Source organism: Sphingomonas sp. BL-S-05 (genome assembly GCF_055521695.1).
Window position 1 is genome coordinate 2,209,418 of sequence record NZ_CM145499.1, and the last position, 13,639, is coordinate 2,223,056.

Annotated in this window: 14 protein-coding genes; 2 read left to right on the plus strand and 12 right to left on the minus strand. The window is 66.9% G+C overall.

The genetic code is table 11. The features are described from left to right. Positions 1-134 precede the first annotated feature (134 nt). From ruvA to ACZ1JS_RS10440, 6 genes are all read right to left on the minus strand, one after another. Positions 135-737 (minus strand): Holliday junction branch migration protein RuvA, encoded by a 603-nt coding sequence (gene ruvA, locus ACZ1JS_RS10415; protein ID WP_465165997.1) that lies wholly within the window; start codon positions 735-737, stop codon positions 135-137. Between the two features lie 118 nt (positions 738-855). Continuing rightward, positions 856-1,365 carry a crossover junction endodeoxyribonuclease RuvC gene (ruvC, locus tag ACZ1JS_RS10420; protein ID WP_465165998.1) on the minus strand — a complete coding sequence of 170 codons (510 nt, stop codon included), beginning with the start codon at positions 1,363-1,365 and terminating at the stop codon, positions 856-858. Positions 1,366-1,510: 145 nt separating this feature from the next. Beyond that, the gene (locus tag ACZ1JS_RS10425; protein WP_055763231.1) at positions 1,511-2,254 is read right to left on the minus strand and encodes a YebC/PmpR family DNA-binding transcriptional regulator; all 744 of its coding nucleotides are present in this window, start codon (positions 2,252-2,254) and stop codon (positions 1,511-1,513) included. A 27-nt stretch (positions 2,255-2,281) separates the two neighbouring features. Continuing rightward, on the minus strand, positions 2,282-2,815 hold the full coding sequence (locus tag ACZ1JS_RS10430) for a DUF1003 domain-containing protein (RefSeq protein ID WP_465165999.1): 534 nt from the start codon (positions 2,813-2,815) through the stop codon (positions 2,282-2,284). Positions 2,816-2,838: 23 nt separating this feature from the next. Then, a complete protein-coding gene (locus ACZ1JS_RS10435) occupies positions 2,839-3,075 on the minus strand; it encodes a DUF2312 domain-containing protein (protein ID WP_110152188.1) in 237 nt (78 codons plus the stop codon). Between the two features lie 69 nt (positions 3,076-3,144). Beyond that, a complete protein-coding gene (locus tag ACZ1JS_RS10440; RefSeq protein ID WP_465166000.1) occupies positions 3,145-3,513 on the minus strand; it encodes a DUF1244 domain-containing protein in 369 nt (122 codons plus the stop codon). 72 nt (positions 3,514-3,585) lie between these two features. On the opposite strand from ACZ1JS_RS10440, the gene pyk reads away from it, so the two are divergent. Further along, on the plus strand, positions 3,586-5,052 hold the full coding sequence (gene pyk / locus ACZ1JS_RS10445; protein WP_345876484.1) for a pyruvate kinase: 1,467 nt from the start codon (positions 3,586-3,588) through the stop codon (positions 5,050-5,052). Positions 5,053-5,193: 141 nt separating this feature from the next. Here pyk and ACZ1JS_RS10450 read toward each other — a convergent pair whose 3' ends face one another. The 4 genes from ACZ1JS_RS10450 to ACZ1JS_RS10465 all read right to left on the minus strand — a co-directional run bounded on the left by ACZ1JS_RS10450 (position 5,194) and on the right by ACZ1JS_RS10465 (position 10,506). Continuing rightward, a complete protein-coding gene (locus ACZ1JS_RS10450) occupies positions 5,194-5,988 on the minus strand; it encodes a transglutaminase family protein (protein ID WP_465166001.1) in 795 nt (264 codons plus the stop codon). Beyond that, a complete protein-coding gene (locus ACZ1JS_RS10455; RefSeq protein ID WP_242116440.1) occupies positions 5,988-6,920 on the minus strand; it encodes an alpha-E domain-containing protein in 933 nt (310 codons plus the stop codon). Before ACZ1JS_RS10455 ends, ACZ1JS_RS10450 begins: the two co-directional genes overlap by 1 nt. A 7-nt stretch (positions 6,921-6,927) precedes the next feature. Next, a complete protein-coding gene (locus ACZ1JS_RS10460) occupies positions 6,928-8,409 on the minus strand; it encodes a circularly permuted type 2 ATP-grasp protein (RefSeq protein WP_465166002.1) in 1,482 nt (493 codons plus the stop codon). Positions 8,410-8,487: 78 nt separating this feature from the next. Continuing rightward, complete coding sequence (locus ACZ1JS_RS10465) at positions 8,488-10,506, minus strand: protein-disulfide reductase DsbD family protein (protein WP_465166003.1); 2,019 nt, start codon at positions 10,504-10,506, stop codon at positions 8,488-8,490. Positions 10,507-10,558: 52 nt separating this feature from the next. On the opposite strand from ACZ1JS_RS10465, the gene ACZ1JS_RS10470 reads away from it, so the two are divergent. Next, entirely contained in the window at positions 10,559-12,223 is a 1,665-nt protein-coding gene (locus ACZ1JS_RS10470; RefSeq protein ID WP_465166004.1) for an alkaline phosphatase family protein, read from the plus strand. Positions 12,224-12,235: 12 nt separating this feature from the next. On the opposite strand, the gene ACZ1JS_RS10475 is transcribed toward ACZ1JS_RS10470, so the two are convergent. Both ACZ1JS_RS10475 and ACZ1JS_RS10480 read right to left on the minus strand, forming a co-directional pair. After that, entirely contained in the window at positions 12,236-12,622 is a 387-nt protein-coding gene (locus ACZ1JS_RS10475; protein WP_465166005.1) for a DUF6766 family protein, read from the minus strand. 50 nt (positions 12,623-12,672) lie between these two features. After that, entirely contained in the window at positions 12,673-13,611 is a 939-nt protein-coding gene (locus ACZ1JS_RS10480) for a right-handed parallel beta-helix repeat-containing protein (RefSeq protein ID WP_465166006.1), read from the minus strand. Positions 13,612-13,639 lie beyond the last annotated feature (28 nt).

A 13,639-nucleotide genomic window follows, 5' to 3' on the forward strand; every position in this document is an offset into this window, starting at 1 on the left:
AAAATCCTCCCCATTCATGGGGAGGGGGACCGCCGCGCAGCGGCGGTGGAGGGGGAGAGCCGCAAACGCATCGCACGTGGCTCCCCCCTCCACCAGCCTGCGGCTGGTCCCCCTCCCCGCAAAGCGGGGAGGATCTAAGACCGCGACGCCTTGCGCAATGCCAGCCTGACCATGGCGTCGAGGCTCGCTCCCGCCCCCAGTTCCTCGGCCGCCTTGCCCACCGCCGTCGCCGCCTCGGCAGGCCGGAAGCCGAGGTTGAGCAGCGCCGACACCGCATCCCCCTCGATCCCGTCGCCGCCCGCCGCCGGGGCAATCGCACCCGGACCGATGGCAATGCCGCCGACCTTGTCCTTCAATTCCATTGCGATGCGCTGTGCCAGCTTCGGGCCGACGCCGTTGGCGCGGGCGATGCTGGCCTTGTCGCCGCGCGCGATCGCGGTGCGGACTTCCTCGGGCGACAGCGTCGACAATATGCCGAGCGCCACCCGCGCACCGACGCCCTGTACGCCGGTCAGCAGGCGGAACCAATCGCGCTCGTCCGCCGTGGCGAAGCCGACCAGTCGGATGAAGTCCTCGGCGACAAGCATCTCGGTATGGATGGTGACGATGCCGCCGACCGGCCCCAGCGCCTGCAACGTCCGCGACGATGCGCCGACCAGATAACCGACGCCGTTCACATCGATGACCGCATGGTCGATGCCGGAGACGGACAGCGTGCCTTTGAGATGGGCGATCATGCGGGACTTCTCTCGATACGGCGTATCCCCGCGCAGGCGGGGATCCAGTGCGACAATCGGCGCCGGTTCTGTGTGGCTCTAGGTCCCCGCCTGCGCGGGGATACGGTCGCGGCAAGGGTCACGCGCCGATCCCCGTCGACCGCCGCGCCCGCGCCTGTGCACTGGCGAGGTGATGGGCATGAGTGATCGCCACCGCCAGCGCGTCCGCCGCGTCGGGACCGGACAGCTTCACGCCGGGCAGCAAATGGCCGACCATCGCCTGAATCTGCTTCTTGTCCGCGCCGCCGGTGCCGACCACCGCCTTCTTGACGATGCTCGGATGATATTCGCCGATCGCGAGACCAGCAGTCGAGGCGGACAGCAGCACGACGCCGCGCGCCTGCCCCAGCTTCAGCGTCGACTGCGCATTACTGTTGCCCAGCACTTCCTCGACCGCCGCGCCATCGGGGCGTTCGGTGCGGATCACTTCCCCCAGCGCACCGAACAACAGTGCGAGGCGGCGCGGAAGCTGCATCGACGGATCGGTGCGGATCTGGCCGTTGGCGATGTGCGACAGACGGTTGCCGTCGGCGCGGATGATGCCCCAGCCGGTGGTGCCGAGGCCGGGATCGAGACCGAGGATCAGCATGAGAAACTCCTCCCCGCCTGCGGGGAGGGGGACCGCCGCGAAGCGGTGGTGGAGGGGGAGCGCCACGCAGCACAGCGCTTGCCGAAGCCCCCCTCCACCAGCTTCGCTGGTCCCCCTCCCCGCGGAGCGGGGAGGATCGAGTTCGTCAACCCAGCTTCTCCATGACCTCGTCGGACACTTCGTAATTGCCCCACACGGTCTGGACGTCGTCATCGTCGTCGAGTGCGTCGAGCAGCTTGAACAGCGTCGCGGCATCGTCTTCGCCGACCGACACCATCGTCTGCGGACGCCATGCCAGCTTGGCGCCCTCGGCCTCGCCCAGCACCGGTTCCAACGCCTTGGCGACTTCGTGCAGGTCGCCCTGTGCGGTCCAGATTTCGTGGCCGTCCTCGCTCGACGTCACGTCCTCGGCACCGGCTTCCAACGCCGCCTCGAACACCTTTTCGGCATCGCCGGCCTTGGCGGGATAGTTGATCAGGCCGACCCGGTCGAACCCATGGCTGACCGATCCGGCGGTGCCGAGATTGCCGCCATTCTTCGACACCGCGGTGCGCACATTGGTCGCGGTGCGGTTGCGATTGTCCGAAAGCGCCTCGATGATGAGCGAAACCCCCGCCGGGCCGAAGCCTTCGTAGCGGATTTCCTCGTAATTCTCCATGTCGCCCTTCGACGCCTTGTCGACCGCGCGCTGGATATTGTCCTTGGGCATCGACTGCGCCTTGGCGGCGTTGATCGCCGCGCGCAGGCGCGGGTTCATGTCGGGATCGGGCAGGCCCATCTTGGCCGCGACGGTGATTTCGCGGCTGAGCTTGGAAAACATGCCCGACCGCTTCTTATCCTGCGCACCCTTGCGGTGCATGATGTTCTTGAATTTGCTATGGCCTGCCATCGGTGCCTCTTATTGGTTGCGCCCGCTCTACGCCCGGGCGACGTTTTGCGCCAGCGCGTCGATCTTCGCCTCCAGCGCCGCCAGCCGGTCGATCACGTCGCTGTCGAGCTTGGCGTGCAGCGCGAGGATGTCGATCTCCGCGCGCAAATTGGTTTCATAGTCGAGCCGCGCCGCCAGCCGGTCCTTTTCCGATTGCCGGTTCTGGCTCATCATGATGACCGGCGCCTGGATCGCGGCGAGGGTCGACAGCATCAGGTTCAGGAAGATGTAGGGGTAGGGATCGAACGCCAGCCCGAAATGCGACAGCACGTCGGAATTGAGCAGCATCCAGCCCAGCAGCACCGCCATGAAGGCGATGATGAACCCCCACGACCCGCCGACCGCCGCGACGCGGTCCGCCAGCCGGTCGCCGAAGGTCGATCGTGCGTCCGATTCGTCGGCCGCGTCGCGCGAGATCGGCGCGCCGCGTTCGATCGCGGACAGGACATGGGCTTCCTCCTCGCCATGCGGATCGCCATGCCCCTTCAGCAGTCGGGTCGCGATATGGATGACGCTGGCCATGTCCCTGCCCCCTTCGCCCGGTGTCAGATACCGAGTGCCTGCTTGTAGGTTTCGAGCAGCATGTCGGCTTCGTCGCGGTGATGCTTTTCCATGCGGCGCAGGCGGATGATCGTCCGCATCGTCTTCACGTCGAAACCGGTCGACTTGGCTTCGGCATAGACGTCCTTGATATCGTCGCTGATGCCCTTCTTCTCTTCTTCCAGCCGTTCGATACGCTCGATCAGCAGGCGGAGTTGTTCCGCCGAAACATTGTCGGTCATGCAGTCCTCGGATGTGACGAAATTGGTGAACGGGCGCGCCTAGCCGATCCGCGCGCCCGCCTCAACCGATCAGCGCGGTTCGGTGATCGCCGGCGGGTCGCTGGCCGGGAAACTGTCGTCGAGCGCTTCGTCCAGCGCGTCGTCGTCGCTGCGGTTCTTCGCGACGCTCTGCTCCATCTTCGCAATCTGTTCGGGGGTCGCCGGCTGCTGATGCTCCGCTTTCCACTGCGCATAGGGCATGCCGTACACCGCCTCGCGCCCTTCGTCCTTCGACATGCCGGCCGCTTCGCCCAGCCAGTCGCCAAGGCAATTGCGACAGAAACCCGCCAGCCCCATCAGATCGACATTCTGCGCATCGGTGCGATGTTGCAGGTGGCGCACCAGCCGGCGGAACGCGGCAGCCTGAGCCTGCTCGGAAATTGAATCGATTGTTGCCATCACATCGGCCTCCAAGGTTGATCGTTTACGAATAAGCACTAGAGGCAGGCGCGCAACGCCCGGAGAGTGATTATGACCAAGGCCATCAGCCCCCGTTCGCGCAAGGTTCGCGTTCTCGCCACGCTCGGTCCCGCCAGCAACACGCCGGAAATGATCGCGAAGCTGTTCGAGGCCGGCGCCGACGCGTTCCGGGTCAATATGAGCCATGGCGATCAGCAATCGAAGGTCGCGGTGATCGAGGCGATTCGCGGACTGGAGCGCCAATATGGCCGCCCGACCACGATCCTCGCCGACCTTCAGGGGCCGAAGCTGCGCGTCGGTCGCTTCGCCGAGGGGCGGGTGATGCTGGAGACCGGACAGCGCTTCACGCTCGACCGGTCGAGCGAACCCGGCGATGCGACCCGCGTCGAATTGCCGCATTCCGAAATCTTCGCCGCGATCGCCCGCGACGCGCGTCTGCTCCTCGACGACGGCAAGCTGGTGCTGCGCGTGCTCGACCATGACGACGACAAGATCGTGACCGAGGTCGTGGTCGGCGGCGCGCTGTCCAATTCCAAGGGGCTGAACGTGCCCGACGTCGTGCTGCCGATGGCCGCGCTGACGCCCAAGGACATTTCCGACCTGCACTTCGCGGTCGAACAGGGCGTCGACTGGATCGCGCTGTCGTTCGTGCAGCGCCCCGAGGATCTGGCGGAGGCGCGCAAGCTGATCGAGGGCAAGGCGGCGCTGCTCGCCAAGATCGAGAAGCCCTCCGCCGTCGCCCGGCTGGAAGAGATCGTCGAACAGTGCGACGGCGTGATGGTCGCGCGTGGCGACCTCGGCGTCGAACTGCCGCCGCAATCGGTGCCGCCGCTGCAAAAGCGCATCGTCGAGACCGCCCGCCGCCTCGGCCGTCCGGTGGTCGTCGCGACGCAGATGCTCGAATCGATGATCACCTCGCCCTCGCCGACCCGTGCCGAGGTGTCGGACGTGGCGACCGCCGTCTATGACGGTGCCGATGCGATCATGCTGTCGGCGGAAAGCGCGGCGGGCAGCTGGCCGGTCGAATCGGTCACGATGATGAACGACATCGCGCACGCCGTCGAACGCGACCCGGCGCATGGCGACCGCGTCCACTTCACCGTGCTGCGCCCCGATCCGACCACCGCCGACGCGCTGGCCGAAGCGGCGAAGAACATCGCCGCGACCGTCGATGCGAAGGCGATCCTGTGCTTCACCAAGTCGGGTTCGACCGCGCGCCGCATCGCACGCGAACGGCCGCCGGTGCCGATCATGGTGCTGACCCCGCAGATCGACACCGCACGGCGGCTGGGACTGCTTTGGGGCGTCCACGCGGTCCACACGCGCGACGTCGCGTCGTTCGAGGAGATGGTCGCCAAGGCGAAGCGCATGATCCTGCGCCACAATATCGCCAAGGCCGGCGACCGGGTGGTGGTCTGCGCGGGCGTGCCGTTCGGGACGCCGGGATCGACCAACGTGCTGCATGTCGTGCAGATCGTGGGCGACGAACTGAAGAACTACAAAGGCTTCGAAGCGTAAGGCTCCAATCCTCCCCGGCACGGGGAGGGGAACAGCGAAGCTGGTGGAGGGGGGCTTCCGCAGGCGCTACGTTCGCGGCGATCCCCCTTCACCCCTCGCTGGCGCGAGCGGTCCCCCTCCCCGTGCCGGGGAGGATTTAGGTTACGCCTGCTCGCTCCCTTCGACGTGCACATCGACGTCGAGCGCCTCTTCGCCGGCGCCCATGCGCACACCGGCAATCGGCGCGGCGCCTGCCGCGTCGAGCGCCACCGCGACGCGGATATGGTCGAGGCCCGAACGCCCGCCGACCGCCGGATCGAACGCAAACCAGCCGCCCGCGACATGCGCCTCCGCCCAGGCATGCGGCGCAAGCGTGCGGCGTTCATCGTCGCCCGACAGGCTGTATCCCGACACATAGCGCGCCGGCACGCCCTTCGCCCGCGCGGCGGCGACGAAGATCTGGGCCATGTCGCGCGGCGACACCCGGTCGTCGGCGGCCGCCTCGATCGCACTGCGGATCGCCGGAGTCGGCCGGCGGTCGAGTGGCCAGCGGTCGTGGATCGCCGCCGCCAGCGCGGTCATCCCCGCCAGGTCGCTGCCCGTGGCCAACGAAGCGATCGCATCATCGGCCTGGGTCAAGGGCGTCACCCGTCGGAACAGTTCAGGGGGAAACGGTTCGTCCGTCGCCTCGATCGGACCATCGCTCTCGCTCAGCAACGCTTCGCCGGTGACGGTCAGGCACAGCGTCTCGACCGGCCCCTCGGCATAAAGCATCCGCGTCAGATTGCCGTAGCCATCGATGCTTTCGCGCAACCGCGCGTCGCAATCGACGTCGATCCGCCAGTTGACCACCGTTTGGTGGCTGGTGTCGCCGGGGAAAAGGCGCAGCAGCTGGACGATGCGCGCCTGCGGTTCGGTGAAGCGATACCGCGTCTCATGTTGGACCGACAGCCGCATCAGATGAAGCGGAACTGGCGGGCAATCGCGGCGTCGAGCATCGCATTCTCCCGGATGAAGGCGGTCAGATATTCGTGCAGCCCGCTGACGATCACCTCGTGCGCGCGCGTCTTCTGCATCCGGGCGAGGCGTGCGCGGGCCATACGGTCGGCCTCTCCCTGAAACCCGGTGCGCTTGCCGAGCATGTTCAGCATCTCGACCGTTTCATCGACGCACGCCGCCAGACTGCGCGGCACTTCGCCGCGCGACAGCAGCAATTCGATGACGCTCGCCGGTTTCAGCCCGTCGCTGTACAGCCAGCGATACGCGGTGACCGCCGACACGGTCTGCAGGATGGTGGTCCATTGATCCCGGTCGATCGCACCGCCGATCCGCTCCCCTTCGGGCAGCAGCAGGTGATATTTCACGTCGATCAGCCGCGCGGTGTTGTCGGCGCGCTCGATCGCCGCGCCGAGCTGCACGAACCACGTCGCCTCATTCTTCATCATGCGCTGCACCGCGCCCTCGAACCCGCGCGCCTCGGCCTTGATCGCCTCGACGAGGTTGAGGATATCCTCGCCCTCTTCACCGCGCGGCGCGTTGAAGACGATCCATGCCCGGTTGATCGCGGTCCATGCGTCGCGGGTCAGCGCCGTGCGCACCGCCTTCGCATTGTTGCGCGCGGCGTCGAGGCACCACAGGATCGATCCGGGGTGGCTGCGGTCGCAGGTCAGGAAGCGCGCGACCGACCCTTGTCCGACCGCCTGTCCGGTCGCGGCGAAACTGTCCTCGGTATAGCTGACCGCCAAAGCGCTGGCCCAGGCCGCATCGCCCGCCGGCCGCGAGGACAGCGCATCAAGCCGCACCGTCGCCTCGACCAGTCGCGCGAGGAAATCGGCACGTTCCACATAGCGGCCCAGCCAGTAGAGCGAGGCGGCGGTGCGCGACAGCATCGCCATCTCAGCGCCCTCCCTGCGACTGGGTCATGCCGCCCATCGCCTGCGTCTGCATGGGCGGATCGTCCATCAGCACGAAACTGTCCTTCGTTCCGCCGCCCTGGCTGGAATTGACGACCAGCGATCCTTCCTTCAGCGCGACGCGGGTCAGACCGCCCGGCACCACCTGCACCTTGTTCGCACCGGTCAGCACGAACGGGCGGAAATCGACATGGCGGGGGCTCAGTCCCTTCTCGGTCAGCGTCGGCACCGTCGACAGCGCCAGCGTCGGCTGCGCGATGTAGCGCTGCGGCTCGGCGATCAGGGCGCGGCGGAAATCCTCGATCTCCGCCTTCGACGCCGTCGGCCCGACCAGCATGCCATAGCCGCCCGATCCGTCGACCAGCTTCACCACCACTTCGTCGAGATGGTCGAGGACATATTTGAGCGCGTCGGGCTCACGACAACGCCACGTCTCGACATTGGGGAGCAGCGGCTCGCTTTCCGAATAGAATTTCACGATCTCGGGCATGTAGCTGTAGATCGCCTTGTCATCGGCGATGCCGTTGCCCGGCGCGTTGACCAGCGCGACATTGCCCGCGCGATAGGCGGCGATCAGCCCGGGCACACCCAGCAGCGAATCGGGGCGGAACACGACCGGATCGATGAAGTCGTCGTCGATCCGGCGATAGATCACGTCGACCCGCACCCGTCCGGCGATCGTCTGCATCCATACCACATCGCCATCGACCACCAGGTCGGCCGGCTCGACGAGTTCGATCCCCATCGAATCGGCAAGGAAGCTGTGTTCGTAATAGGCCGAATTGAAATGGCCGGGCGTCAGCACGACGCAATTCGGATGCGCCCCTGCTCCCGGCGGCGCGACCGATCGCATGGTTTCCAGCAGCAGGTCGGGATAGCTGTCGACCGCCGCCACCCGGAAATTGCGGAACAGTTCGGGGCACAGCCGGATCATCGCCTCGCGATTTTCCAGCATGTACGACACGCCCGACGGGGTGCGGGCATTATCCTCCAGCACGAAGAATTCGTCGGGGCCGGTCCTGACCAGATCGATGCCGCAGATATGCGCCCATACGCCATGCGGCGGGCGAATGCCGGCGATCTCGGGGCGGAACTGGCTGTTGCCGAAGATCAGGTCGGGCGGCAGCACCCCGGCCTTCAGGATGCGACGCTCGCCATAGATATCGTCGAGGAACGCGTTGATCGCCTGCGTCCGCTGCACCAGCCCCTTCGACAGGCGCGCCCATTCATCGGCCTTGAACACCCGCGGCACGATGTCGAACGGGATGATCCGTTCCGCCGCCTCGCTATCGCCATATACGGCGAAGGTGATGCCCAGTTGGCGAAAGGTCGCCTCCGCCGATTGCAGGCGCCGTTTCAACTCATGGGACGGCACCTCGCGCATCCAGCGTGCCAGTGCCGCAAGGTCGTCGCGCGGATTGTCCGGCCCACCCTGTCCCCAGATTTCGTCGAACGCCTGCCCCATCCGTCCTCCAACGCCGCCAGCCGGTTATTTCTCCGCATGCTGCGATGCGAAAACGACGCTGGCAAGCCGGTTCGGACGTCAGGAAACCAAATCGGTCAGGGTCGCCGGCGTAAGTACCTGTGGCAGCACCCGTGCGTCGCGACTGCCGGGCGCATAATAAAGATAGAGCGGTACGCCGGCACGGTTGTGCGCCTCGATGAAGCGGCCCAGCACCGGGTCGCCATCAGTCCAATCGCCAACCAATACCCTGACACCCCCCCTGCCAAACGCATCCGCCACCGCCCGCGTCTCGATCGCGGCACGCTCGTTGACCTTGCAGGTCAGGCACCAGTCGGCGGTGAAATAGGCGAAGACCGGCTTGCCCTGTCGCCGCAGCGTCGCCAGCCGCGCCTCGCTGAACGGCTCGGCTCCGGCGATGCCGGGTGGGGCGGCTCCAGTCGGCGCGGCACGTTCGACCAGCGCCGTCGTGCCGATCGCCAGCAACAGCGCCGCGAGCCCCGGCCACCACGGCCGATCGCGTCCGCGCAGCTGCCGTCGTCCGGTCCACCACAGGCCGAGCGCCGCGAGCAGCAGCGCGGCGAGCCCCAACGCCATGCCGTCGACCCCCGCCTGCCGCCCCAAAATCCAAGCCAGTGCCAATGCGGTCAAGAACATCGGTACCGACAGGATCTTGCGGAACACGTCCATCCACGCCCCCGGCCGCGGCAGTCGACGGCGCAGCGCGGGTACGAAGCCAAGCAGCAGGAACGGCAGCGCCAGCCCGAAGCCGAGGCCGGCGAACACCGCCATCGCCGCGACGGGCGGCAGGACCAGCGCCGATCCCAGCGCCGCGCCCATGAACGGCCCGGTGCAGGGCGTCGCGACGAACGCCGCCAGCGCGCCGGTGGCGAACGCCCCGCCCCGCCCGCCGCGCGTGCCGACCTGCGGCGTCGGCAGTTCGAACAATCCGGCGAGGTTCAGCGCGATCGCCCCTGTCAGCACCAGCAACAGCAGCACGACGCGCGGATCGGTCAGCTGGAAAGCCCAGCCTGCCGCCACTCCCGCCGCACGGATGGCGAGCAACACGCCGCCCAGCAACAGGCACATCGCCACTGCGCCTGCGGTATAGGCGACGCCCTCGGCACGCGCATGCGCGGCCGACTCGCCCGATCGCGCAAGGCTCAACGCCTTGAGGCTGAGGATCGGAAAGACGCAGGGCATGATGTTGAGCAGCAAGCCGCCCAGCAGCGCGCCGGCAAAGGCGATCAGCGCGGCGCGCAGCGGCGCCGGTTCGGCAGGCGGAGCGACGGTGCCCGGCGTGGCGCGGATCAGAAAGCCTTCGCCTGGTCCGGTCGACAGCACGCCTTCCAGCGCGCCCGGCCGGCCGGTCCCCTTGGTCGAAACGGTGATCGAGTCGCCGTCGCGCTCGATTCGTTGTGGCGCGTCATAATCGACGGCGTTCTCGGTCAGCGGAAAGAAATAGGCATTGCCGATCGCGACCCCCGCCGGAAACGGTACACGCAACCGGAATTGCTCGCCCGGCTGGAAGACTGCCGGCGATCCGATCGGCTTGGGAAGCGCGCGGCGCCAACCGTCGAACTGCGATCGCCGGGCCGGATCGATCGCGCCGTCGCCGATCGTCAGGTCGGTGGCCAGCGTCGCCTTTTCCGGCACGCAGATTTCACGGGTGCAGACCAGATAGTCGATCGCCAGTCGTACCGGCAGCTTCGTGCCCGGAGCCAGGCCCGCCGGGACGCGCAACTCGGTCAGCAGCGTCCATGGCCGTTCATAGACATAATTCATGATCCCGGCGACGGTCAGCCGTTCGGGCACCGGATAGCGTAGCTCGCCGACACTCGCTCCGACCGGCAGCGTCCAGTCGAGCCGGGGTTGCGTTCCGACCGCGCCGGGATTGCGCCAATAGCCGTGCCAGCCGGCATCGGGCACCGATACAAGGGCGATCGCGACGCTGCCGCCCGCCGCGGGCGTATCGCTTTCGGCGATCATCCGCATCTGTACGTGGCGCTGCCCGGGCGTCTGGGCCGCAGCCGGCAACGCCGCGCCGAACAGCACGAGCAACAACGCGATTCGATGCCACACTATTCTTGCCGCTGTCATGGACGCGGGGTAGCGGAGATTCGGGACGGATGCACCGTCCGCGGAGTACACGATGCGTCTCGTTTCCCTTGCCGCGCTGTTGCTAGCGACCGTCACCCCCGCCTTCGCCCAGACCGCGACGCCGGCGCCCGCCGCCGATGCCGTGCCGCCGACCTATCCGGCGACCCCGCCCAAGCTGATCGTCGCGATCTCGGTCGATCAATTCTCGGCCGATCTGTTCGCCGAATATCGCGGCCGCTTTACCGGCGGGTTCGCGCGGCTGATGCAGGGCGCGGTGTTCCCGGCCGGCTACCAAAGCCATGCCGCGACCGAGACTTGCCCGGGCCATTCCACGATCCTCACCGGATCGCGCCCGTCACGCACCGGCATCATCGCCAATGACTGGGTCGACCAGCGCAGCAACACCCGCCCCGGCTTCAAGGTCTATTGCGCCGAGGACGAGCGCGTGTCCGGCTCGACCTTCGACGACTATACCGTGTCCGACGCCCATCTGATGGTGCCGACGCTAGGAGAGCGGATGAAGGCCGCCGACCCGCGCACCCGCGTCGTCTCGGTCGCGGGCAAGGACCGCGCGGCGGTGATGATGGGCGGGCACAAGGTCGACGAACTCTGGTGGTTCGGCAAGAACGGCTTTGTCAGCTATGCCGGTCGGACCATGCCGCCGGTGGTCGCCCGCGCCAACGCCGCCGTCGCCAAACGCATCGCCACCGCCCAGCCCCCAATGACGCTGCCCACCTTCTGTCAGCCGCTGGCACGCGCGGTACGGGTCGGCGACAAGACGGTCGGCACCGGCCGCTTCGAACGCGCTGCAGGCGACGTCGCGAATTTCCGCCGCTCGCCCGAATATGACGCCGCCGTCCTCGCGCTCGCCGCCGGGCTGATCCAGGACATGAAGCTGGGTCAGGGGCCGCAGACCGACATCATCTCGATCGGCGCATCGGCCACCGACTATGTCGGCCATGGCTATGGCACCGAAGGGAGCGAGATGTGCCTGCAACTCACCTCGCTCGACCAGAGCCTTGGCGAATTCTTCCGCGTGCTCGACGCGACCGGCGTCGATTATCAGGTCGTGCTGACCGCCGATCATGGCGGTAGCGACGCGAGCGAGCGGCTGGCCGCGCATGCCGTGCCCGACGCCGTCCGCCTTGACGGCGACTTCACCGTGGAACGCATCGGCAAGGCGATCGGTGAGAAACTGAAGATCGCCGGCCCGGTGCTGTACGGCGGCGTCAACGGCGATGTGTGGTACGACATCAAGCTGACCGCCGCACAAAAGGCGGCGGTCGAGCGCGAGGCGATCGCGATGTTCGCCGCCCATCCGCAGACGCAGGCGGTGTTCACCCGCGCGCAGATCCTCGCGACGACCGTACCGAACACGCCGCCCGAGACGTGGTCGCTGATCGAACGCGCGCGCGCCTCCTTCTACCCGCCACGCTCGGGCGACCTGCTGGTCGCGATGAAGCCACGCGTGCTGACCATCCCGCATCCGGTGGTCGGCACGTCGGTCGCGACGCATGGCAGCTTCTGGGACTATGACCGCCGCGTGCCGATCCTGTTCTGGCGCAAGGGCCAGGGCGGGTTCGAGGAGCCGTTCGGTGTCGAGACCGTCGACATCCTGCCGACGCTGGCCGCTACCATCCGCCTGCCGGTACCGAAGAACGAGATCGACGGCCGTTGCCTCGACCTAGATCCGGGTGATGGGACGACGTGCCGATAGGCACCGCCGGGATCAGACGTGATGGCCATGCGGCTTCGCATGGCCATCGACCCGCAAGTAACGGCGATCGAGTTCGTCGATCGTCGCCTGCTCGGTGCCGGACAGCTTGAGGAGCAGGTCCACCTTCGCTTCCATCCGATCATCATTTTCCTTCGACGCCGGCGACCCGGCGTAGAGGAAATAGGCAAGCCCTACGACCTGCCATAGCAATTGCAGAAATTCGGACTGCCAGTTCTCAAACGTATCGCGTCCCATTTCGACGAGATAGGCGTTCAGGTGGGGCGATTGCCCATGGTCACGGGCGGCATCGACAAAGGCGTACCAACCGAACACCCAGTGCCCGATGATCGATACCAGGAAGAACGCAACGGTGATCCAGCCATAAGCATATTTGCGCATGTCCATCTCCATTCGCCATACGACTGAAAACGAATGATTTTAGCAAAGGATCATCGCTTCTCGAACGTCCGGATGCCCGGTCCCAGCCGGTTCGTGCCCACCGCGACGCCGTCGCCGGTATAGTCGGCCACGAACGCCGGGCTTTTCGTCATACCCGGTGCGAGGCGCGCGTCATTGTCCTCGACGCGCAGGCCGCTGGCCGGGAAGGTCCGCTTCTCCGCGCCGACGACGATGAAGCCGGTCCAGTTCTCCTTCGCCTTGCCCTGGACGAAGACATTGCGCGCGATCAGCCCGGTCGCGCCTTCGGGCAGATCGATCATGTAGTTGGTCTTGTTGCCGCGACTGTCGTCGAAGCTCGAACCGGTGATTTCGATGCGCGGCGCGCGGATCTTAACGTAATGCCCACCGGTGCCGCGTTCGAAGCGCGAGCGTTTGATGACGATCGTGCCATTGTTGCTGAGATAGACCGCGTGCGAACAATCGGTCGTCTCGCACTGGCCCAGTCCGGCAAAGGTCGAGCGGTCGATGGTGATGCGCTGCTGCCCATCGGGGTTGCCGCCCAATATCCCTTCCTGACTGTCGAGGAAGGTCGAGTTGGTGACGGTCAGATCGCCAATCTCGGTACGGATGCCCGCGCCGTTACCGTCGGGAACGCGAATGCCGCGAAAGATGATGCCGTCGACCGTCGAGCGACGACCGCGCAGGACGAAGGTCGCCTTGCCTTCGCACGCGCCGCCGGCGAAGATCACCGTGCCGGGCACCCGCGCGCGGAAGGTGATGTCGCCGCCGCTCTGAACGGTGCAGTCGCGATAGGTGCCGGGCGCGATCAGGATCGTCGCCGTCCCATCGCGCACCGCGCTCACCGCCGCGTCGACCGTCGGATAGCTCTCGCCGGTCTGTTCGATGACGAACGGCGCGGCACGCTGCTGCGCTGGGAGCGGCGCTGCGCCGAGCAACAGGACGATGGGCAGGAAGCGGCGGCAGGTCATGGGGGCGGGCCTCGGTAGGGATCGCCCC

Bases quoted from the DNA above. Each gene is read 5' to 3' on its own strand.
- ruvA (WP_465165997.1), bottom strand. From the start codon at position 737: ATGATCGCCCATCTCAAAGGCACGCTGTCCGTCTCCGGCATCGACCAT.
- ruvC (WP_465165998.1), bottom strand. From the start codon at position 1,365: ATGCTGATCCTCGGTCTCGATCCCGGCCTCGGCACCACCGGCTGGGGC.
- ACZ1JS_RS10425 (WP_055763231.1), bottom strand. From the start codon at position 2,254: ATGGCAGGCCATAGCAAATTCAAGAACATCATGCACCGCAAGGGTGCG.
- ACZ1JS_RS10430 (WP_465165999.1), bottom strand. From the start codon at position 2,815: ATGGCCAGCGTCATCCATATCGCGACCCGACTGCTGAAGGGGCATGGC.
- ACZ1JS_RS10435 (WP_110152188.1), bottom strand. From the start codon at position 3,075: ATGACCGACAATGTTTCGGCGGAACAACTCCGCCTGCTGATCGAGCGT.
- ACZ1JS_RS10440 (WP_465166000.1), bottom strand. From the start codon at position 3,513: ATGGCAACAATCGATTCAATTTCCGAGCAGGCTCAGGCTGCCGCGTTC.
- pyk (WP_345876484.1), top strand. From the start codon at position 3,586: ATGACCAAGGCCATCAGCCCCCGTTCGCGCAAGGTTCGCGTTCTCGCC.
- ACZ1JS_RS10450 (WP_465166001.1), bottom strand. From the start codon at position 5,988: ATGCGGCTGTCGGTCCAACATGAGACGCGGTATCGCTTCACCGAACCG.
- ACZ1JS_RS10455 (WP_242116440.1), bottom strand. From the start codon at position 6,920: ATGCTGTCGCGCACCGCCGCCTCGCTCTACTGGCTGGGCCGCTATGTG.
- ACZ1JS_RS10460 (WP_465166002.1), bottom strand. From the start codon at position 8,409: ATGGGGCAGGCGTTCGACGAAATCTGGGGACAGGGTGGGCCGGACAAT.
- ACZ1JS_RS10465 (WP_465166003.1), bottom strand. From the start codon at position 10,506: ATGACAGCGGCAAGAATAGTGTGGCATCGAATCGCGTTGTTGCTCGTG.
- ACZ1JS_RS10470 (WP_465166004.1), top strand. From the start codon at position 10,559: ATGCGTCTCGTTTCCCTTGCCGCGCTGTTGCTAGCGACCGTCACCCCC.
- ACZ1JS_RS10475 (WP_465166005.1), bottom strand. From the start codon at position 12,622: ATGCGCAAATATGCTTATGGCTGGATCACCGTTGCGTTCTTCCTGGTA.
- ACZ1JS_RS10480 (WP_465166006.1), bottom strand. From the start codon at position 13,611: ATGACCTGCCGCCGCTTCCTGCCCATCGTCCTGTTGCTCGGCGCAGCG.